The following is a 21,053-nucleotide window of genomic DNA, read 5'->3' as shown; positions in this document are numbered from 1 at the left end:
ACATTTTACTTTTGTGCCGCAGACAGTCAAAATTAGATCTTGGCGCCTTTGCCCACGCCAAGCCTGACTCATTCCGGTAACCACGATGGCGCCGATAGCCCAGGATTTCTTAGTAATCAAGGACTTTACATGCTTTTTTCCACGTCATTATTAATTATCGGCCTTATTCTACTGGTTTATGGCGCGGATAGATTGGTTTACAGTGCTGCCATCATCAGTCGTTCGCTGGGGGTACCGCCATGGCTCATCGGTTGTACCATTGTGGCGTTCGGCACCTCAGTGCCCGAAATGCTGGTTTCGGTCACCGCGGCACTGAATCATCAAATCGATATGACCGTGGGCAATATCATCGGTTCCAATATTACCAATATATTACTGATAGTGGGGGGGGCGGCGCTGGTTAAGCCGATCACCTTCCATTCGGATATTGTCCGGCGGGAACTGCCGCTCATGTTAGTGGCAACGGTACTGTGCGGCCTGGTACTGGCAGATCACACCTTGAGCCGGGTGGATGGTATGATATTGTTACTGGCTGCGGTGGGTTACGTGGCCGCCGTAGTGCGTATCTCACGCCCGGCGCTGTGTGATGGTAGCGACAGTTTGACCCGCGAGCAGTTGGCGGAGCTGCCTTCGGACAGCAGTAATACCGTCGCGGTGTTGTGGTTGGCCCTGGCGTTTATCATCATGCCCATATCCGCCCATATCGTGATCGATAATGCCAGCGTGCTAGCGCGCCACCTGGGTGCCAGCGATCTGGTTATCGGCCTCACGGTAGTGGCGGTGGGGACCAGCCTGCCAGAGCTGGCTACCGTTATCGCCGGCGCGCTTAAAGGTGAAAACGATATTGCCCTTGGCAATCTCATCGGCTCGAATATTGTAAACAGTGTTATGGTGCTGGGCGTTCCGGCGCTGCTCTCTCCCGGCCCGTTCAATCCGCTGGCGTTTACCCGAGATTACTGGGTAATGCTGGCCGCCAGCGTGGTATTGATGCTTTTTTGTCTGGGAAAGCGCCGCAGAATCGGTTCCGCCATGGGCGCTCTGTTATTATGTGGATTTGCCGCCTATCTGACGGTGTTGTTTATTTAGCCCGGACATAAAACCGGGTACCTCAGGATGAATTTATGTCACATATATCATTAGCGCCGGATTTCGATTTTCCGGCCGCCGGTAAGAGAGTCCTCGCGGACGAGCGTGCAGGGTTGGCGCAACTAGATCAATATATCAATGATGATTTTCGTCGCGCCTGTGAAAAAATATTCTACTGCAGCGGCAAAGTCGTGGTGATGGGGATGGGCAAATCGGGACATATCGGCCGTAAAATGGCGGCAACGTTCGCCAGTACCGGCACTCCGTCCTTTTTTGTCCATCCTGGCGAAGCGAGCCACGGCGACTTGGGGATGGTATCCCCTCAGGACGTGATCATTGCGCTGTCCAATTCCGGTGAATCCGATGAAGTGCTGGCGTTGATCCCGGTGCTCAAACGCCAACATATTCCATTGATTTGCATGACCGGCAATCCAGAAAGCACCATGGGCAAAGCGGCGGATATTCATATCTGCGTCCATGTCCCGGTGGAAGCCTGTCCACTGGGCCTGGCACCGACCACCAGCACCACCGCCGCGCTGGTGATGGGTGATGCATTAGCGGTGGCGCTGCTACAAGCCCGTGGTTTCACCGCCGAGGACTTTGCGCTTTCCCATCCCGGCGGTGCCCTTGGCCGCAAGCTATTGCTACGGGTATCCGATATCATGCATAACGGCGATGATATTCCGCTCACGCGGCGCGATGCCACACTGCGTGATGCGTTATTGGAAATGACCCGCAAAAGCCTCGGTATGACGGTTATCTGCGATGAGCAGCGCAACATTGAAGGTATTTTTACTGACGGGGACTTGCGCCGGGTGTTTGATATGGGCATTGACCTCAACCAGGCGCGAATCGCCGATCTGATGACCCCCGGCGGCATCCGCGTCATGCCGACTATCCTGGCGGTAGATGCACTGAATTTAATGCAGTCACGCCACATCACTTCGGTGCTGGTGGCGGACGGGAACCGGCTGGTAGGCGTGGTGCATATGCATGATATGCTGCGGGCCGGGGTTATTTGATAAGGAAAACGTCATGCAAGATATACCACGCCATAATGGGCCCAGTATAGCGACCTGTTACGGTCCGGTCGATTCGCGGGTATTGCACAGTGCCGCCAGTATCCGTCTGCTGATTTGCGATGTGGACGGCGTGCTGTCTGACGGCCTGATTTATCAAGGTAACCACGGCGAAGAGCTAAAAGCGTTTAACGTGCGCGACGGCTATGGGATTCGCTGCTTACTGACAACGGGTATCGAGGTCGCTATTATTACCGGCCGATCCGCCAAACTCGTGCAAGATCGTTGCAAAACGCTGGGTATTAGCCACCTTTATCAGGGCCAATCGGATAAGCTTTTGGCCTTTGAGTCCCTATTAGGTAAACTGTCCTTAACAGCCGATCAGGTTGCGTATATCGGCGACGATCTGATTGATTGGCCGGTCATGGCGCGAGTCGGATTAAGCGTCGCCGTAGCCGATGCTCACCCGCTGCTGCTGCCCAGAGCTGATTACGTAACACGGATTGCCGGCGGACGCGGCGCGGTGCGCGAAGTATGCGATCTGGTGCTATTGGCACAAGGCAAGCTTGAGGATGCCAAAGGGCAGTCGGTATGAGCAAAATAAAAATAGGGATTACCGTACTGCTGCTATTAGTGGCATTGGTGTTAATCGGCCTCAATCTGACGGGTACGCATAGCGAGACGTCTCAGGTGGTAACCGACACCGGCGAACCCACCTACCAAAGTCAGCATACCGTCACCCTGGTATATAACCCGGTGGGTGGATTGAACTATAAGCTGGTTGCCGAGCACGTCCAGCAGTTTGCCGTAGAGCAAGTCACCTGGTTTACCCGGCCGGTGGCGACAATGTACGATGAGAACAAGATTGCAACCTGGACGGTCAGATCCGATCGTGCCAAGCTGACCAATGACAAAATGCTGTATTTGTATGGCCATGTCGAAGTCGATAGTCTGACCGACACCTCGCAATTACAACATATCAGGACGGATAATGCGGTGGTCAATCTTGTTACGCAGGATGTCTCCTCTGATGACGAAGTGACATTATCTGGCATCGGATTTAGTTCCAAGGGCATGAAAATGCGCGGAAATTTACGAAAAAAGACGGCTGAACTGCTTGATAAGGTTAAAACCTCTTATGAAATCCAAAACAAAAAATAATATTTACCGTATTGTTACCGCTGGCGCACTGCTGCTGGGTTGCGCCAACGCGCTGGCGCTTACCGGCGATACCAATCAGCCGATTAAGATCGATTCCGCACAGCAGTCCGTGGATATGCTGACCAATACCGTAACCTTAACCGGTTCGGTGATTGTCAAACAAGGTTCCATCGATATTCGGGCGGATAAAGTCGTTATTACCCGCCCCAACGGCGAACAGGGCAAAGAAGTGGTGGAAGGTTTCGGTAATCCGGTCACCTTTTACCAGCTCCAGGACAACGGTAAACCGATCAAAGGCCACGCGCAGAAAATCCGCTATGAGGTGGCCAACGATTTTGTCGTTTTGACCGGAGACGCTTATCTTGAACAGCTGGACAGCAGTGTTAAAGGCGACCGGATAACCTATTTGGTGAAAAAACAGCAAATGGAAGCCTTTAGCGATAAGGGTAAACGGGTCACCACCGTACTGGTGCCTTCCCAGTTGCAGAATAAACAGCCGGCAAAGGCCGCGTCGTCACCCAAATCCGGCAATCAATAAGAGTAACCGAGCCTATGGCAACATTAATCGCAGAAAACCTGGCCAAAGCCTATAAAGGCCGCCACGTAGTGGAAGACGTCAGCCTTAAGGTCAACTCAGGGGAGATTGTGGGGCTACTGGGTCCGAACGGCGCGGGCAAAACCACCACGTTTTATATGGTGGTGGGTATCATCCAACGTGACGCCGGGCGCATTATCATCGATGACGAAGATATTAGCCTCTTGCCGCTGCATACCCGCGCCCGGCGAGGCATTGGCTATTTGCCGCAGGAAGCGTCGATTTTCCGGCGCCTGAGCGTGTATGATAATCTGATGGCGATCTTGCAGATCAGAAACGACATCAACGCCGCGCAGCGTGAAGACCGCGCCAACGCACTGATGGAAGAGTTCCATATTGCCCACCTGCGTGACAATCTTGGCCAATCGCTATCAGGCGGGGAACGTCGGCGGGTGGAAATCGCTCGCGCCCTGGCGGCCAACCCTAAATTTATCCTGCTCGATGAACCCTTCGCCGGTGTAGATCCCATTTCCGTGATCGATATTAAAAAAATCATTGAGCATTTGCGCGATAGCGGACTCGGCGTATTGATTACCGACCACAACGTGCGCGAGACGCTGGACGTCTGTGAGCGCGCCTATATTGTCAGCCAAGGGCATCTTATCGCCCATGGTACACCGGCTGAAATACTGCAGGACGAGCAGGTGAAACGGGTTTATCTGGGCGAAGAGTTCCGCCTCTGATAAGGTGTCCTGATGTGAAAGGCCGATAAGGTTAATTGACGTATTATATGAAGCAAGGTTTGCAACTCAGGTTTAGTCAGCAACTGGCAATGACTCCACAATTACAACAGGCAATTCGCTTGTTGCAATTGTCTACGCTTGAACTCCAGCAGGAAATACAAACTGCACTGGAAAGCAATCCTTTGCTTGAGCAAACTGATGTCCATGAAGAAATAGAGGCCCAGGAAACCCCTGATAGCGAGTCGCTCGATACCCGCGAAGCGATGGAACAAAAGGATATGCCGGAAGAACTGCCGCTGGATGCCACTTGGGACGAGATGTACTCAGCGGGCACACCATCCGGTACCGGCACCGATTATCGCGATGAAGAGCTGCCGGTTTACCAGGGTGAGACCATCCAGACCCTGCAGGATTACCTGATGTGGCAAGTGGAACTGACGCCATTTTCCGATACCGATATTGCCATCGCCACCTCGATTGTTGACGCGGTAGATGAAACCGGTTATCTCACCGTGCCGCTGGAAGATATTCTCGAGTGTATCGGCGACGACAGTGTGACCATGGACGAAGTAGAAGCCGTGCTCAAACGAGTACAACGTTTCGATCCGATCGGCGTGGCAGCGCGGGATTTACGTGATTGCCTGTTAATCCAGCTGTCTCAGCTATCGAAGGATTTCCCCTACATCAATGAAGCCCGACTGATTGTCAGTGACTACCTTGATCTGTTGGCCAGCCATGATTTCCGCACCCTGCTGCGCTCCACCCGGTTAAAGGAAGAGGCGTTGAAATCCGCCATGGCGCTGATTCAGTCGTTGGATCCGCGGCCAGGTCAATCCATCAACACCACGGAATCACAGTATGTGATCCCTGACGTGTTGGTACGCAAAGTGCACGGTCGCTGGACGGTGGAGCTTAATACCGACAGCGTGCCCACACTGAAAATCAACCAGCAATACGCCGCCTTGGGCAATACCATACGCAACGACTCGGACGGCCAGTTTATCCGCAGTCATTTACAAGAAGCGCGTTGGTTGATCAAAAGCCTGGAAAGTCGTAATGATACCCTGTTGAAAGTGACCCGGTGTATTGTGCAGCAGCAGCAAGCCTTTTTCGAACAAGGTGAGGAATTTATGCGCCCGATGGTGCTGGCGGATATTGCCCAAGCGGTGGAAATGCATGAATCGACAATATCCCGCGTCACCACACAAAAGTATTTACACAGCCCACGGGGCATTTTTGAACTTAAGTATTTTTTCTCCAGTCACGTGAATACCGAGGGGGGAGGCGAAGCCTCTTCCACGGCCATTCGGGCCTTGGTGAGAAAATTAATTGCCGCAGAAAACCCGGCAAAGCCGCTTAGCGATAGTAAGTTAACAACCCTGCTATCCGATCAGGGAATCATGGTGGCGCGGCGCACCGTAGCAAAATACCGAGAGTCTTTGTCCATCCCGCCGTCAAACCAGCGTAAACAATTGGTTTGACCTATACAGAGAAGGAAGACACTATGCAGCTGAATATTACCGGACAGCGTGTTGAAATTACTGATGCTTTGCGTGATTTTGTGACCTCGAAATTTGCCAAACTGGAACAGTACTTTGACCGGATCAATCAAGTTTATATTGTTCTGAAGATTGAAAAAGTCCAGCAAATTGCCGAAGCGACGGTGCATGTCAACGGTGGTGAACTACACGCAACGTCGGAGGCGCAGGATATGTATGCCGCCATCGATTTGTTGATCGACAAGCTGGCACGTCAGTTGAACAAACATAAAGATAAGCTAAAGCAATACTGAATTGATTGTAGCCATCATCGCTACGAAACCTCACATCGGCTCATTATATATACCCGATAGATTTCAAGCGGCAGGCAGGCGGCAAGCGAATGACAAATCTGTCTGGAACAGATTTGAACAGCGCCTGCGCTGGCCCGAGGGCTGAGCCTCAGGATGAGGCTCATAAGCCCCGATAAGCTTACACTGGTAAGTGATTCGGGTGAACGAGCGTAGCCAACACACCTGCCACTTAAAAGATGAAGGGAATGCCGGTGACACAGCGCCTAAGTGAAATGAAATGACTAACGATACAGCAATGCAAATCAATACGGTGCTTAGTATAGAATGCACCCGCGGTTCCATTCACTGCCAGAGCAAAAAACGCGCACTGGAAATCATCAGTGAATTGGCTGCCAAACAACTCAATTTGGCGCCGCAGATGATATTTGACGCCGTATTGACCCGTGAACGCATGGGAAGTACCGGTATCGGCAATGGGATCGCGATTCCACATGGCAAGCTGGAAGAGGATACCTTGCGCGCCGTGGGCGTGTTTATTCGCCTGGAGCAACCTATCCCTTTTGATGCTATAGACAATCAGCCGGTGGATTTGCTGTTTGCTTTATTGGTGCCGGCAGAGCAGTGCAAAACCCATTTACATACCCTGTCGCTGGTGGCCAAACGTCTGGCCGATAAGACGGTTTGTCGCCGCCTGCGCGCGGCGCAGAGCGATGAAGAGCTTTATGCAATTATGACGGAAACGGATACGGAGATGCAAGACGGTCCTGGTACCCTGTAGCATCCGCGTTGCGGGCTGGCGCCTGTAACTATAACAATAGCGGGTATAACGAGCTGGGCGTGATCGATGCCTGTGCCATACCGGGGAAGGATTGGCGTGTGAAAAGATGTGGACGCCAATAGGTCAATAAACATGCCAGGGGAGTCGTCATGGTACTGATGATTGTCAGCGGTCGGTCCGGTTCAGGGAAATCGGTTGCGTTGCGCGCGCTGGAAGATATGGGGTTTTATTGCGTCGATAATTTGCCGGTGGTATTGCTGCCGCAATTGGCCAATACCCTAGCGGATCGCAATATTTCCGCTGCGGTCAGCATTGACGTGCGCAATATGCCCGAGTCACCGGAAGTGTTTGAACATGCCATGAGCAGCCTGCCGGAATGTTTTTCACCCCAGTTGCTGTTTCTGGATGCCGAACGCAATACTCTCATTCGGCGCTACAGCGACACGCGTCGTCTGCACCCGTTATCGAGTAAAAACCTGTCGTTGGAAAGTGCCATCGATGAGGAAAGCGAACTGTTGGAGCCACTGCGTTCCCGGGCCGATTTGATTATCGATACGTCGGAAATGTCAGTGCATGAGCTGGCTGAGATGCTGCGCACCCGACTGTTGGGCAAACGCGAACGCGAACTGACCATGGTGTTTGAATCCTTTGGCTATAAGCATGGACTGCCGATTGATGCGGATTACGTGTTTGACGTACGCTTTTTACCCAACCCGCATTGGGACCCCAAGCTGCGGCCGATGACCGGACTGGACAAACCGGTCATGGCGTTTCTCGATCGCCATACCGAAGTGCATAATTTTATCTACCAAACCCGCAGCTACCTGGAATTATGGCTGCCGATGTTGGAAACCAACAACCGTAGCTACCTGACCGTGGCGATTGGCTGCACCGGTGGCAAGCACCGCTCGGTGTACGTGGCCGAACAGTTGGCCGATTATTTCCGCTCGCGCGGCAAGAACGTACAGTCTAGACACCGCACCTTGGAAAAGCGCAAATCATGACGGTCAAACAATCGGTGGAAATCAAGAATCGCCTCGGAATGCACGCCCGCCCGGCAATGAAGTTATTCGATTTAGTGCAGAGTTTTGACGCCGAGGTACTGTTGCGCAATGACAGCGGCACCGAAGCGGAAGCCAGCAGCGTCATCGCCCTGTTAATGCTCGACTCGTCCAAAGGCAGATTTATCGAGGTGGAAGCCACGGGTCCGGACGAGAATCAAGCGCTGGCGGCAGTCATCGAGCTATTCAACGCCGGCTTTGACGAGGATTGATTACGCCCGGCTCAGGCTGTCGATGGCTACCGCTTTAAAGTCGGCAAAGCTGCCACTGTCGCGCAGGCGTGGCATAGAGCGTTCACGCACAAAGGTCACAAACAGCTCATAGATCGCCATAGCCTCTTCGTAATCGGTCTTATTGATCGCCAGCAGAAAAATCACATAAGCCGTTTCATTATCTCCCCAAGCAACACCTTGAGGCGCCAGAATGGTATAAATTACCGTCTGTCGCGCCAGCAGTCCTAGCGAATGCGGCAACGCGATCCCTTCACCCAGCATAGTGCTAACGATGGCTTCCCGCTCCACCACCGAGGGATAAAAATTTTTCTCCACCACACCTTCGCGCTTTAGCTGGGCGCAAACCTGTTTAAACAATGCTTGCTGGGTCATTGGCTGATGAACAATCATAAAGTGTTTATCGGCAAAAAATTTTTCCAGCATATAGGGACGGGTACGGTCCACCAGAACCAGCTTGCCCAGTTGTTCCAGCTGGTAGTCACTGGGGAAGGGTGCCAGTACCATCACCGGCTTATTCTTTTCCGCTAGCCTGACGGTTGAAATAACAAAATCTTCCTCCAGGGCTGGCAATGTTTCATATTCCCGCAACGAGATAACCTGGGTAATGGCAATTTGTGGATATTTGCGCGTTAGCATCGCCTGGATCATGCGTACCGTAGAGTTCCCACTGTCACACACCAGCAACACCTGGGGGTGGCGTTGATAACCAATATTGTAATGACGCTCCAGACCGACGCCGATATGCAACACCAAATAACCGATTTCATTTTCGCTAATCACATATGGGGTATATTTACCCCAGCTGTTCACCGCCGCCAGCGTCACATCATAGGCCATGGGATAATGCTGTTTAATATTGGCCAGCAACGGATTGGGGATGGTGATTTGATAGCGCACCCGGGTGATCATGGTCTTGATATGGGTCAGCAGATCGGCGCGCAGTTGGCTGTCGTTTTGCAGGTCATAGTTATAATGGGTATTGATGTAGCTCAGCAGGTAATCCACCAGCGTTTCGTCATCGTCAGCGTTAATGGCCGAAGGATTGATGTCCTGCACCCGGCGGGCAGCAATATGAATACACAGGTAATTACGCTCCGCCGCCGAGAAACCTTTACCGGTTAACGGTTCAATCAACCGCGCCAATTGCGCCGAGGTGACTTTACTCTGTTCGTCCACCTCTTCTACCGGGAACTCCGGTAGCGGGTAGCCCGCCTGAATCCGTTTGATCGCCACCGAGCAGTAAAGCGCCAGGTATTGTTCCCCCTCGTCGGTTAATTTTATGCCACCGACGCCCAGACTTTGATGCCAAGACGGCGTCAACTGGGCCAGGATGTCAAACGGCAGCCCCCCGCTCGCCAACAGATAGCTGTCGCGCTCATCGAGCAACGACGCATACATGATATCGGTCAGGCAGACGCGGATCGCGGCTTCTTTGCCAAACAGCTTCATGCCGTGTCGCGGCTTGGTTTCAATGCTCAGATCGTAACGGGTTAAACGATCGCGGACCTCCGCCATGTCGCTTTGCAAGGTACCGCGGCTGATGTACCACTCATCGGCCAGATCCTCCATTTTGCAAGCATAGGCCGAATTCAGAAAACGAACCATCAGCGCCGTAATACGTTCGGCGCTGGAACGTGGCGAGCGATTACGGCGCGGCACCTGCTGGCGCAGCGTCGCAAAGCGCGGTTCATCGTCGATATTGAGCTGGTAGCCGCTGCCCCGATTGAGCACCAACTGCGAGCCATAATCGGTCAGAATGGCGTTCAGCGCATGGATATCGGCCCTTACTGTGCGGGTCGATACGTTAAACCGTCTGGCCAGTTCTTCCTGCGGCAGCGATTCCACCAGTAGAGCGTCAAACAGGCTGGCTAATCGCTGATTAGGGAATCTTACCATGAGTTATTGCACCTGATGTTTAACCATTGCCAGCAGCCGCGCCACATCCTGCGGGCGGGTGTTGCCAGTGGTTTTATCAATGATCGAACTGTAAATATGTGGAATGATTTTTTTGACCCCGGCATCCAAAGCGATCTGTAAGATCGTTGGAAAGTTCTCCAGATCGATACCCCCGGTAGGTTCCAAATAAAAATCATCGCGCGCGCAGGCCTGAGCGATAGCCCGATATTCGTCTACATGATCCAGCCCGCCCATGGGGAAAAATTTAATCGAACTGCCGCCCATATCCTTTAACAAGGCGATGGCGGTCTCAATGGGGACAATGCCGTCAGGGGACTTGGCGCTCAGCGGGCCGGTGGAAATTTTCACCATGCCAACCCGGCCGGTGGGGGAAACCAGTCCATTGACCAGGGTGTTGTGCTGGCCCAGCAACGCCCGACTGGCGCCGACACCGGTAAATACCTGATTGACATGCTGCGGTTGCACCGCACCGACGATATGGCTAACCATAACCGACTGGCCGGGGTCGCCAGCGCCCAAACCGACCGACAAGGCGTTGCCGATGAGCTTAGCATACGCGAGCATATCCTCAATGGCACTGGCAACATCCGGGTAATTCTTTGACAACACGCCCACCAGCACATGACCTTCGGCCGCCTGGTGCACAGCCACGGCATTCTCCTTCGACCCGGCCAGGACATTCAGGCAGACGCGGTCGTGATAATAATCGGGAGTTAATTTCATGAACGGGGTCCTGTAGCTAATGCTTTGATGCGTAAAAAGATGGTATCGAGCTGTGCAGCACTTACGCTGCGCACATCCACTTCGATAATAGCGTCGTTGGCTTTATAGCCACGAAAGTAAATGGCCGGATCACCCTGTTTCAACGCGCTGACAATGTCGAGTGTGGTCATGCCGAACCGTGGCTCATCAAAATGAATTTCCGCACGGGCAATATCCCTTCCGGCGCTATCCCAAACGTCACGGGCAGTGATTCCGGTCAATCCGTTAAGTTGCTCAATAAACGGCGTCATTTTTTCCACCAGTGCGCGCCCGGTCTCTTTCTCTCGCACCAGATAACTTTCGATCGCTTGGGTAAGGCCAAGAATACCTTCCTTACCAATTTTCATTGCCCGGCCGATCCCCTTTCCCTGGTGTTTTACCCAGGCAACCGGTTGGCGTTTGCCAATAACCAATCCGCTGGTAGGCCCTTCCAGAGCTTTGGCACCGCTGTAAATCACCAGGTCGGCGCCTTGACGATAATATATCGCCAAATCTTCTTCGGCAGCAGCATCGACAATCAGCGGCAACTGATGTTGATGCGCCACGGCGGCGGCCTGCTCGACGCTTAACATGCTTTTTTGTACGCAATGGTGTGATTTGATATACATTACGGCGGCCGTTCGCGGGGTAATTACCGCCGCCAACTGCTCGGGGGAACACTCATTGGCGTATCCAGCTTCAACCACCTTGCCGCCGCCCAACGCCACCATGGTGCCTACCGGCGCACCAAAATTAACGTTATGTCCTTTTGGCAGCACAATTTCATGGGGTACATCAAGCGGCGCATTATGCAGATTCACCAACAGATCCGCGTCATCCTTCACAATCACCGCTGCCACCGACTGGGCAATACCCGCTGAGGCGCAAGATACCACCACTGCGCTCTCAACGCCTAACAAACCGGCCAGATAGTCGCCGGTTTTATCCACCAAATCCTTTATTTCAAAAAAATGATTAAGGCCAAGGTTAACCGCCTCCACCACATCGCTACGGGGCGTGGATACGCCCAGAATAGTCATTCGGCCCGAGGCGTTGATCACGTGTTTGAGCTGGTATTTTTCATAAATTGAAGACATGGGATAATTTTCCTTCGTCCGTTAACAGACATTCGCCACCTACCACCGCAGCCAGAGGCACGAATCGCCGTTGCCCGCCGACCGAGACGCCTTCGGCATCGGTAAACACACAGGGCTCGGTGCTAAAATCAAATAGGGTTAAATCGGCGTCATGGCCGGGTTCCAAGCGCCCTTTGTGCGTTAATCGCAGCGCGGTCGCGGCATGGAGGGTGACACAATCAATGACCTGGCGTGACGTCATACCCAGGGTTAGAAATTTTGACATTACCGCCGCCAGGCTGTGAACCGGCCCGTCAATGCGATTGCGGCAATAAATATCCGAACTGATGGTATTGGGATACACCCCCTGCGCAATAGCAAGCCTCGCCACCTCAAAACTAAAGCTGGCGGTGCCATGGCCTACATCCAGGTGTACACCGCGCTTCAACGCGCGTCGTACCGACGCACGCAACTCACCCGCCGCCGTCAGGATACGATTGGGTTTGCCGTTATAGCAGTGGGTAATAATATCGCCCTCGGTAAGCAGTTCGGCGATAGTACCTAAATCCGGTGGATTATTGCCAATATGCACCATCAGCGGCAAATCACCATTGGCCCGCTGGATCATTTTGGCTCGTACCAACGGTTTGACGCCATTGGCACCCACGACACTGCTGCTGATACGCGCCTTGAGACCAATGATAAAATCAGGATGGCGGGCAATGGCTTCACCCGCCAATGCCATGTCGATACGCGACATATCAGCCAGTTCATCCTGGGTAACAATGCCGGTACGGGCAATATTCAACAGCGCGAATACCCGAGTTTTTGCCACGCGGGTCAGACGGTAAAAGTCATCAATATGGTCAGCGCCGGTGCTCCCGGCATCCACCACCGACGTCACACCGCCGGCGACGCCCACCCGATCAGGCTCATCATGATAGATAGGTGAAGCTGGGTAGCAGTGAACGTGGGAATCAATCCAACCGGCGCTGACATAACAACGGCCGCCGAGGTTGATCTCATGTCGGGCCGGGGCCGAGATAGCGCCGATGGCAGCAATGCGACCATTCTGGATGGCAATATCGATAAGCGTATTGTCCACCCGTTTGGCTTGCTTGATGATCACGTCATATAGGGTTGTCATCATTTCTCCTGACGTTGCCTGGCCGCCGCCCCGCAAGACGTGGCCAAGTGCTAAGGTACGATCTTGCCCGTCGACACCGGGTCGGCGGGCGCAGCAATCCTAGCCGATAGCCACTGGGAACAACGCGCCCAGCAACATCGCGCCGAGAATGGCACCGCCGGTGATAGGTTTATTCCACAGATAAAACAGTAGCGCCCCGGCCAACGAACCCAGGCCGATGGGGATAGACGCGCCAATAGCGGATAAGATAATCAGCGGACCAAGAAAACGCCCTGAAGTATTACCGGCGCCCATCATGACATCTGCGCCGTAGGTGGAGCTGGTTTGACTAATAGTGAATTTGCGCGCCAGAACAATCAGTCCGCCAATCAACAAACCTAGCACCATGCCGGTGGCCAGGGAGGCGGCAAAATTTTGCAAAGGAAACACGATGCCAGCGCCGAGCAATAGCGCCGGAATACCCAAACCGACGCCGGTTTGCAACGCCCCGCCGATATCCAAAATACCTACCAGCGAACCTTCAATGATGCGCGCAAACAGAAAACTGGCACCGAACGCCGCCACCGCACCATACACGCCGGTGTCGATCCCGGTGCGTAGCATGGCGACAAACGCCACTTCATTAAACGCTCCGATGCCATACAGGTAATACATATGGGTACCGGCAAAAATACCGGCCGACAGTATGCCGACAAAAATCGGGAACGACCAGTCGGCATACCAAAAGCCGCGTTTTGTTGCTTCCATTATCTGGCTCCTCGGAAAGTTATTTACCGCTCAGGGTGTTATGGATAGTGTCCAGCCAGACGGGAACGCCCAGACTAAACGACTGCAAAGCTTTCATATCAAAACCACGGAAGAAACCGCTTAGCACAAACAGGGCGATTATCGCCGCCATCATAATGCCGGTAATTTTATTCCAGCCACCCTCTTCGACACCCTTACCAATCAATATACCCAACACCAGTCCAGGCACGGCGTTACCCATGATAAGCTGTGCCAGACCACCAAAAATCGTGGCCCAAAATCCGGAGCGCTTGCCAGCATCAATGGCCGCCAGCCAGAAAATAACCGGCATCACGGTGTTGACCAGGATATTGGCGGCAGGTACCAGGACCTTAACTGCAGTAACCTGCAGCGCGGCCGGCACGGCAGACGCGGTGGAGTTCAAAAACGCCACGACCAGCATCCCAATGATGCTACAGGCGATGGCCATACGTTTCGGATCGTGCATGGTCTCGCTAAGCTGCCGATTTTTAATCATCAGCGCCGCTGCGCCCCAGTGCGGAATGATGCGATGATCGACGTCTTGCGTAAACGCCCCGGCAGCGACTGATGAAGCCCAAGCGTTAAAGAAAAATCCCAGGCCAAAAGAGAAATGAGAAGCGGGATCGCCTTCGCAGGAATTCAATTCTCCCAACGTACGAAACGCACCCATGCCCTGGACGGTTGGCGCATGGAACATGCGCGCCGCACCGGCACCCACGCCAAAGCCGACGAATCCGCCGATAATGAGCGATTTTATTAAGATTATAAGGAACATCGGATTATCCTTTCATTATTACCCACGGATCAGCGCAGGATAAATGGAACTTTTTCGGTATCTATCATGGTGATACTGACGGTAATATCCAACACCACGCTATAACGTTTTTTTTCCCGAGGGAGAAAGAAAAAAAGAAATTTCTCGGTGGTACTATGCTCTTCCGCCATAATGATTTTCACGTCCTCCGGTTCAATGCGTAATAACACGTAACCGGTTGATTTCAGTACCACGGATTGTACTTTGCTCAGGGCTGCAGCAAAGGCGCTATTTTTTGTTTCACCGTTTCCCGCCACCTGCACGGTTAAAACTGATTGCTGTTTCATCAGGCGCTGCCATATTTTTTTATCCAGGTTTCTACTAATTTCTGACCCAGTTCTTCTTTATCCATAAAACCGAAACCCAGAACTTTACATCCTTCCTGAATAGCAGTGACGCCCTCTTCGATAGACCGCATACCGTATTTGGCTTTATAACCGTATTTATTTTGTGCGGTGATGGCACCGGCGCCGCCACTGCCGCAAAATGAGATGCCAAAATCCACTTGTTCACTGTTCATGACATCGCCCAGCCTCATATCCGCCGCCATGCCCGGAACCACAATCGCTTGTCCACCAGCGGTTTCGACGCCTTGTGCCACTTTTTGCCCTTTACCCAATCTATCGCCAATCGCGACTTTGACTTGTGCCATGGTGTATCTCCACTGTGTTTAACGGTTGTTATCTTTGGCAACTTCGAAATGAACCGATAATAAATAGGCTTCCTCAATCGGTAAATTATCCAGTAAATTCACCACTTCTTTTGCCATTTCCATCGAATCCGCCGAAATCTCATCAAATAAACTACTATCCACTTCCGGCAATGGCTCCCCGGTAAGAGAACGCATCACCATGGCCCTGACATGTGAATTCAGCATCTGCTCCTGTACCTGATTGACCTCAATACCTCGGGTTTTAAGCATCACCATGATCGCCGACAACACTTTTTCGAACAGGGTTGCTGATAATAATGCGTGGCGATTCTCTTCGATTGGGGTTACAGCTTTATCGCCCACGATAGACTCCTACGTCGTCCAAAATTAAAAACTGTTTTAGCATGGTCAAAAATGAATGCTGCAACCGGTTTTCAGGATGATTCACCCTAACTTTTGTATTCATGAGTTTCTAGCCGCTCTATTTCCACTTTGAAACGGAAATAATTCGAGGATAAGTGTTCTGCGTCTCATAATAGCCATAAGGTAGGCAAATACACTGCGTATAACGATACACACAGTGAATAGCGTTATTGATATGTTATTGGAAAGGATATTATTTTAAAAAATAGATATAAGTATAACTTATATTATTTGCTATCACATTCAACCCAAAAAATGCCCCAGTGCGGGTTTAAGGTGATGATCTGCACTAACCCGCCTATTGGTGGTTCACCACGCCACCCGCGTGGCATGCAGGCATCCGGCGAAAACCGGCCATTGGATAGTGCCAGTGATAGAGGCAACGAGCGGCCATAACCGCTGCAACCGATGCGCTGACAGGATTGGACAAACCGGTTAGCGCACGTTGGAAAAACCTATATTATGACAATAAAAAATCGTGGTAATCACGCGGTTCAACGCCGGCGTTGAGGATTGATGCTGCGGGTTCAGGCGTTAGGCGTGTTATGTCTTCGGACCAATGGGTCGAGATAACGGCGATCTACCGTTTAGGGCTTGACGTAGGTTACCTGTAGTTGCTGCTTTTTTATATGCCTTAATTCTGAAAAAGTGATGGGTTCAAACACGCTACCCATGCCGGTAAAGTCGTTTTTTCCCTGCCAATTCTTCTTATTTGATATAGCGGTGATATTATTTTTTAAATCTGGATCATAAAGGAATTCAATTCCACCAAATTCATTTTTTATTTTAGCAAAAAAATCGAGACTTAACTTACTCAATTTTCTTACCCGTGCAGTGTAAATAGCATGTTCTATAACATAATAAACCATACCAGACATAGGTTTAGCTTTAATTTCAGCCAACCGTCTATGCCCCACCTCGTCGTTTTCTAAAAAGCAAGAATAGACATCCTTCATCATTTCTTCAAACTTTGTCTCTTGTGATACACTTTTGGCCATTATTCTACATAACGTATAATCAATCATTGAGTATTGGTTGTTCTTTAAAAAAAAATCGTTTACATAGGTCTTTGATTTTAACACCCGTGCTTTCATTGACTCACATAACAACAGTTTGCATTGATGTTCTTTTATAAAACAGATGAATCTCGTGGCAATATCTCGCAGTATGTCTTCATTAATGAATGATCTGTAATGCAGTTGTTTTAACTCCGTTTCGTTGATGCGTAGTTCACCCTTTGATATAGACTCAACCGGATGGTTATAAAGGTTAATTGCGATGACTTCCCAAATGCCATGCAAGGTTAATGTCAGTTTTTTAACATTAGCGGAAGACCTGTATCTCCGTATTTCCTCTGAAAACCCATAGACCATGGTGATGTTTTTTGTAAGCGGGGAAGTGTGATTATTTTCTGACAAAGAGTCGCACAAATTAATATTTTTTGACCTGGATAATAAAGAAGGAAAATAGTTATTCATAAATGGGATAAACCCCGATTCCGCAGGTAAAGTTAACAACAAAAGATATGTTATGATTATCATTAAGTTTATTGGCAAATGCAATGCTATTTTTATAGACAGCCTGCGGGGTTATTTATATATTATCACCACATTTATTGTCATATTAATTAATACGCTAGTTATCATTTTGGTTGGGATGTAATACATTATGCTTGGTACCGGCTGCCGATGGCCCGATCGCATTCATGTCATCATAGGGCCACCGCCAGCAAGCCGCGCGAGTCAAGTGCTAGCGACTCGCGACGGCGCGCGCAAGCGATTAACGGAATTTAGCGTGATTTTCGTCGCGGGTTTGCTTAAATTGCTTCGCGACCACCTTCACCTGCGCCACATCACCTTTTGCCGCCAATGCCTGGGCCTGTTCAATCTGGTTGATCAGGTTGGTCATTCCCTGACGGTAATCCTTCATCTTGGGGCCATCAGCCGGCTGTCCTTGCAGTTTCGGCGGCGTGTCCTTGAGCGCGTCCATCGCGGCTTCGTGCATATTCGCCAGGGCTTTTTTCAACGTATCGACATTATCACTCTTCATTACGGTACTGACGTTAGCCGCCAGGATATCCATGTTCTCGCCAAGATCGCGTGCCGACGCCATTAAGGGACTGCTCATCAACAGCGTGAACGACAACATTGCGATTATTTTTATTTTCATGCTGGTGCTTCCTGTTAAATATTGATTTAAATACCGGCTATTTTCATTTCTGACAATAGTACCGATCCACACTGGATATTGCTGCGGGTTTCTATGTCGTCCCCCACCGTAACAATATTGCGCCACATATCCCTTAGATTACCGGCAATGGTAATTTCGCTCACCGGATATTGTATTTCACCGTTTTCGACCCAGAAACCCGCCGCCCCCCGGGAGTAATCACCGGTGATGGCGCTAACACCTTGCCCCATCAGTTCGGTCACCACCAATCCACGATCCATTTTTTTGATCAATGCAGCAAAATCTACCCCCTGGCCGGCGATGCGCCAGTTATGAATGCCACCGGCATGTCCGGTGCTGGTCATGCCCAATTTACGTGCCGAATAACTGCTAAGCAGCCAGGTTTGCAGTATGCCGTCCTTGACGATGGCCCGATCGACGGTGCGTACCCCTTCGCTATCAAAAGGCGAGGATGCCAGGCCTTTAAGCAAATGAGGACGCTCATCAATCGTCAGCCAATCCGGTAAAATCGCTTTACCCAGATCGTCGAGCAAAAAAGTGGCTTTACGATAGACACTGCCGCCGCTAATCGCGCCAACCAAATGGCCAAATAATCCGGAGGCCACTTCGGCGGCGAATAATACCGGCGCATGCATGGTGGCGATTTTACGCGGGTTCAAATGCGCCAAGGTACGCCGCGCACACTCCTCGCCCACCCATTCCGGCGTACGTAAGTCGCTGAATGCCCGACCGATGGTATAGGCGTAGTTCCGCTCCATATTACCGCCGCTTTCAGCAATAACGCTGCTGGAAAGCGAGTGTCGACTGCTATTGTAGCTGGCCAGCATACCGTGGCTGTTACCGTATACTTTGGTGCTGTAGTGACTGTTAAAACTGCCGCCTTCGGTATTGGTGATTCGCTTGTCCGCGTTTAACGCCGCTTGTTCGGCCCGTGCGGCCAGTTCAGCGCCTCGCTCGGCATCCAGTTCCGTTGGATGGAACAGATCCAGTTCAGGGGCATCAAACGCCAATAGTGCTTTATCCGCCAGACCGGAAAAGGGGTCTGGTGACGTGAAGCGGGCGATATCCAATGCTGCGCCAACAGTACGAGCAATAGCGTCCGGACTGAGATCCGTAGAGGATGCGCTGCCTTTACGCTGCTGATAATATACGGTGATACCCAGCGCGCCGTCGCTGTTGAATTCGACATTTTCCACTTCACCATAGCGCGTGCTGACACCGATACCGGTGGTTTTGGTCACCGCCACTTCCGCCGCGTCGGAACCGGCACCCGCCAGTTCCAACGCCTGCGCGACGGCGTTTTCCAATATTTTCCGCTGTTCTGCAACTTGAGTGACTAAATTCATTGGTCCGCCATCATTAAGTAAGTTATCCACCGGATATCGACCTGGCCGAGACCGGACATGATCGGTTTTCGCCGTCAATCGGGCTCAAACCGCAGCTGCAAGGTTGTCATTCCAGTCTATCAGTACGCCTGGCATTTCGCACGGTGTGCGGCAGTATATACCCGTCATCTTTCACGTCGCACCCGCGCTGGCGGTACGGATGCATCTGAATCAGTAGCCGATTTAAGCGCAGCGGGCTCTCTGGCGCGCCGCCGGAATGTGACGCGGATATGATTGACTAACGCATGTTCCACACTGGCGCTGCTACTGTTTATATGGACTTGGAATGAATTTTTAGTGCCATTGATCTTGGTAAATAAAGAGGAATTGCGCACGCTGCCGATTGGCATGATGTTTTTCCAAAATAGGAATACCATCAATATACCGGTATTGATGGCCGGTGCCACGATTGCCATATTACCGCTGGTCGCGATTTTTTTGCTGTTCCAGCGCCGGTTCATAAGTGGTATCACCGAGGGTGCGGTGAAATAATGCCGTTGATCATCCCCCGCAACCTGTTAGGATTAGCCTCTTTTTGAGGAACCGTATCATGAGCAAGCAACCAGAAGACTGGCAAGACGAACAGCCCCAGACACCACCGGTGGATGAAGAAGATGACGAAATCATCTGGGTCAGCAAAAGCGAAATCAAACGCGATGCCGAAGCACTAAAGGTGCTGGGGGTCGAGTTGGTGGAACTGGGTAAGAACGCGCTGGACAAAATTCCGCTCGATGAAGAGCTGCTGGCCGCCATTGAACTGGCCCAGCGCATCAAAAAAGAGGGTCGCCGCCGACAGATCCAGCTGATTGGTAAAATGCTGCGCAACCGCGATGCCCAGCCGATTGAGCAAGCCCTGGACAAACTGAAAAATCGCCATAATCAGCAAATCACCCTGTTCCATAAGCTGGAAAATTTGCGTGATCGTTTGATTGAGTTTGGCGACGAGGCGGTGGATGACGTCATGGCCATCTATCCCGAGGCAGACCGGCAACAGTTACGCTCACTGGTGCGCAATGCACAAAAGGAGAAAATCGCCAATAAACCTGCTAAAACCTCCCGGCAAATTTTCCAGTATCTGCGCCTGGTCGCCGGCGACAAATAACGTCCCAGTCGGAGAACCGGCTGATCTCAGTCCTGCGCCTGCCCAGTCTGCACGGCCTAGCGCAGATTGAAATGCAGTCGTCCGTCCAGTTCTTCTTCCGCCTCGTCAAAGAGCAATATCAATGCGCCAAAGCGGCGTTTTTGAGATGTGCTGAGATGAATAAATTCTATTTCCACGGGTAGCGGCATCCGCTTGGTGACGGTATGCCACAATTCATCCAGATTGGCATCACACGGCTGCGCAAGGGCGAACTGACGGCCAAAATCACGATAGAACGCCGGCAAATCAGGTATCTGTTTAAAATCGAAGGATACTTTGCCCATTTAACGCTCCCCACAAAACAGGTTATCAATTGTCTGCTGCCAACCACACTAGCAGCATGCCATACCTCGGTTATCGGCGATATGACAAAAAGAGTTACCCTAAGTAT

At 51.5% G+C, this 21,053-nt stretch carries 25 protein-coding genes and 1 pseudogene; 13 read left to right on the top strand and 13 right to left on the bottom strand.

From position 1 onward, the window contains the following. Positions 1-129 precede the first annotated feature (129 nt). The 11 genes from SJI19_RS07300 to npr all read left to right on the top strand — a co-directional run bounded on the left by SJI19_RS07300 (position 130) and on the right by npr (position 8,387). Complete coding sequence (locus SJI19_RS07300) at positions 130-1,086, top strand: calcium/sodium antiporter (protein WP_323477601.1); 957 nt, start codon at positions 130-132, stop codon at positions 1,084-1,086. Between the two features lie 35 nt (positions 1,087-1,121). Then, positions 1,122-2,108, top strand: coding sequence for an arabinose-5-phosphate isomerase KdsD (gene kdsD / locus SJI19_RS07295; protein ID WP_323477600.1), 987 nt, complete (start codon positions 1,122-1,124; stop codon positions 2,106-2,108). Positions 2,109-2,121: 13 nt separating this feature from the next. Then, positions 2,122-2,700, top strand: coding sequence for a 3-deoxy-manno-octulosonate-8-phosphatase KdsC (gene kdsC, locus SJI19_RS07290; protein WP_323477599.1), 579 nt, complete (start codon positions 2,122-2,124; stop codon positions 2,698-2,700). Next, entirely contained in the window at positions 2,697-3,266 is a 570-nt protein-coding gene (gene lptC / locus SJI19_RS07285; RefSeq protein ID WP_323477598.1) for an LPS export ABC transporter periplasmic protein LptC, read from the top strand. Before kdsC ends, lptC begins: the two co-directional genes overlap by 4 nt. Continuing rightward, positions 3,244-3,804, top strand: a complete 561-nt coding sequence (gene lptA, locus SJI19_RS07280; protein WP_323477597.1) for a lipopolysaccharide ABC transporter substrate-binding protein LptA — start codon at positions 3,244-3,246, stop codon at positions 3,802-3,804. Before lptC ends, lptA begins: the two co-directional genes overlap by 23 nt. A 14-nt stretch (positions 3,805-3,818) precedes the next feature. Further along, entirely contained in the window at positions 3,819-4,544 is a 726-nt protein-coding gene (gene lptB, locus SJI19_RS07275; RefSeq protein ID WP_323477596.1) for an LPS export ABC transporter ATP-binding protein, read from the top strand. Positions 4,545-4,591: 47 nt separating this feature from the next. Then, the gene (gene rpoN, locus SJI19_RS07270) at positions 4,592-6,025 is read left to right on the top strand and encodes an RNA polymerase factor sigma-54 (RefSeq protein ID WP_323477595.1); all 1,434 of its coding nucleotides are present in this window, start codon (positions 4,592-4,594) and stop codon (positions 6,023-6,025) included. Between the two features lie 23 nt (positions 6,026-6,048). After that, positions 6,049-6,336, top strand: coding sequence for a ribosome hibernation promoting factor (gene hpf, locus SJI19_RS07265; protein WP_323477594.1), 288 nt, complete (start codon positions 6,049-6,051; stop codon positions 6,334-6,336). Positions 6,337-6,613: 277 nt separating this feature from the next. Then, complete coding sequence (ptsN, locus tag SJI19_RS07260; protein ID WP_323477593.1) at positions 6,614-7,114, top strand: PTS IIA-like nitrogen regulatory protein PtsN; 501 nt, start codon at positions 6,614-6,616, stop codon at positions 7,112-7,114. 149 nt (positions 7,115-7,263) lie between these two features. Then, on the top strand, positions 7,264-8,118 hold the full coding sequence (gene rapZ, locus SJI19_RS07255) for an RNase adapter RapZ (protein WP_323477592.1): 855 nt from the start codon (positions 7,264-7,266) through the stop codon (positions 8,116-8,118). Next, entirely contained in the window at positions 8,115-8,387 is a 273-nt protein-coding gene (gene npr, locus SJI19_RS07250) for a PTS phosphocarrier protein NPr (RefSeq protein ID WP_323477591.1), read from the top strand. Before rapZ ends, npr begins: the two co-directional genes overlap by 4 nt. On the opposite strand, the gene SJI19_RS07245 is transcribed toward npr, so the two are convergent. The 12 genes from SJI19_RS07245 to pmbA form a co-directional block, all read right to left on the bottom strand. After that, entirely contained in the window at positions 8,388-10,304 is a 1,917-nt protein-coding gene (locus SJI19_RS07245; protein ID WP_323477590.1) for a BglG family transcription antiterminator, read from the bottom strand. 3 nt (positions 10,305-10,307) lie between these two features. Next, complete coding sequence (dagF, locus tag SJI19_RS07240) at positions 10,308-11,048, bottom strand: 2-dehydro-3-deoxy-phosphogluconate aldolase (RefSeq protein ID WP_323477589.1); 741 nt, start codon at positions 11,046-11,048, stop codon at positions 10,308-10,310. Further along, entirely contained in the window at positions 11,045-12,163 is a 1,119-nt protein-coding gene (locus tag SJI19_RS07235) for a DgaE family pyridoxal phosphate-dependent ammonia lyase (RefSeq protein ID WP_323477588.1), read from the bottom strand. The genes dagF and SJI19_RS07235 overlap by 4 nt, the downstream gene beginning before the upstream one ends. Next, positions 12,147-13,292, bottom strand: a complete 1,146-nt coding sequence (locus tag SJI19_RS07230) for an amidohydrolase/deacetylase family metallohydrolase (protein ID WP_323477587.1) — start codon at positions 13,290-13,292, stop codon at positions 12,147-12,149. Before SJI19_RS07230 ends, SJI19_RS07235 begins: the two co-directional genes overlap by 17 nt. Before the next feature lie 96 nt (positions 13,293-13,388). Further along, positions 13,389-14,036, bottom strand: coding sequence for a DUF4310 family protein (locus SJI19_RS07225; protein WP_323477586.1), 648 nt, complete (start codon positions 14,034-14,036; stop codon positions 13,389-13,391). 19 nt (positions 14,037-14,055) lie between these two features. Then, positions 14,056-14,832, bottom strand: a complete 777-nt coding sequence (locus SJI19_RS07220; RefSeq protein WP_323477585.1) for a DUF4311 domain-containing protein — start codon at positions 14,830-14,832, stop codon at positions 14,056-14,058. A gap of 29 nt (positions 14,833-14,861) precedes the next feature. Then, positions 14,862-15,158 (bottom strand): DUF4312 family protein, encoded by a 297-nt coding sequence (locus SJI19_RS07215; protein WP_323477584.1) that lies wholly within the window; start codon positions 15,156-15,158, stop codon positions 14,862-14,864. Continuing rightward, positions 15,158-15,523, bottom strand: a complete 366-nt coding sequence (locus SJI19_RS07210) for a glycine-rich SFCGS family protein (RefSeq protein ID WP_323477583.1) — start codon at positions 15,521-15,523, stop codon at positions 15,158-15,160. Before SJI19_RS07210 ends, SJI19_RS07215 begins: the two co-directional genes overlap by 1 nt. Before the next feature lie 18 nt (positions 15,524-15,541). Continuing rightward, positions 15,542-15,862 (bottom strand): glycine dehydrogenase, encoded by a 321-nt coding sequence (locus SJI19_RS07205; RefSeq protein ID WP_416347523.1) that lies wholly within the window; start codon positions 15,860-15,862, stop codon positions 15,542-15,544. 671 nt (positions 15,863-16,533) lie between these two features. Beyond that, positions 16,534-17,424 carry a hypothetical protein gene (locus SJI19_RS07200; protein ID WP_323477582.1) on the bottom strand — a complete coding sequence of 297 codons (891 nt, stop codon included), beginning with the start codon at positions 17,422-17,424 and terminating at the stop codon, positions 16,534-16,536. 301 nt (positions 17,425-17,725) lie between these two features. Beyond that, a complete protein-coding gene (gene cybC, locus SJI19_RS07195; RefSeq protein WP_323477581.1) occupies positions 17,726-18,115 on the bottom strand; it encodes a cytochrome b562 in 390 nt (129 codons plus the stop codon). A 26-nt stretch (positions 18,116-18,141) separates the two neighbouring features. Next, a complete protein-coding gene (gene pmbA, locus SJI19_RS07190) occupies positions 18,142-19,482 on the bottom strand; it encodes a metalloprotease PmbA (protein ID WP_323477580.1) in 1,341 nt (446 codons plus the stop codon). Between the two features lie 288 nt (positions 19,483-19,770). Between pmbA and SJI19_RS07185 the strand changes: the two are divergent. Together SJI19_RS07185 and yjgA are read left to right on the top strand one after the other, a co-directional pair. Then, positions 19,771-20,013 (top strand): annotated as a pseudogene (locus SJI19_RS07185) (carbohydrate ABC transporter permease); the annotation flags it as partial. A gap of 58 nt (positions 20,014-20,071) precedes the next feature. Continuing rightward, the gene (gene yjgA, locus SJI19_RS07180; RefSeq protein ID WP_323477579.1) at positions 20,072-20,623 is read left to right on the top strand and encodes a ribosome biogenesis factor YjgA; all 552 of its coding nucleotides are present in this window, start codon (positions 20,072-20,074) and stop codon (positions 20,621-20,623) included. 56 nt (positions 20,624-20,679) lie between these two features. On the opposite strand, the gene SJI19_RS07175 is transcribed toward yjgA, so the two are convergent. Continuing rightward, the gene (locus tag SJI19_RS07175; protein ID WP_323477578.1) at positions 20,680-20,946 is read right to left on the bottom strand and encodes a hypothetical protein; all 267 of its coding nucleotides are present in this window, start codon (positions 20,944-20,946) and stop codon (positions 20,680-20,682) included. Positions 20,947-21,053 lie beyond the last annotated feature (107 nt).

Origin of the sequence: Acerihabitans sp. TG2, assembly GCF_035013185.1 — a bacterium.
Lineage (GTDB): Bacteria > Pseudomonadota > Gammaproteobacteria > Enterobacterales > Enterobacteriaceae > Acerihabitans.
Note: the sequence above shows the minus strand (reverse complement) of the source record. Positions and strands in the feature narration are given on the sequence as shown.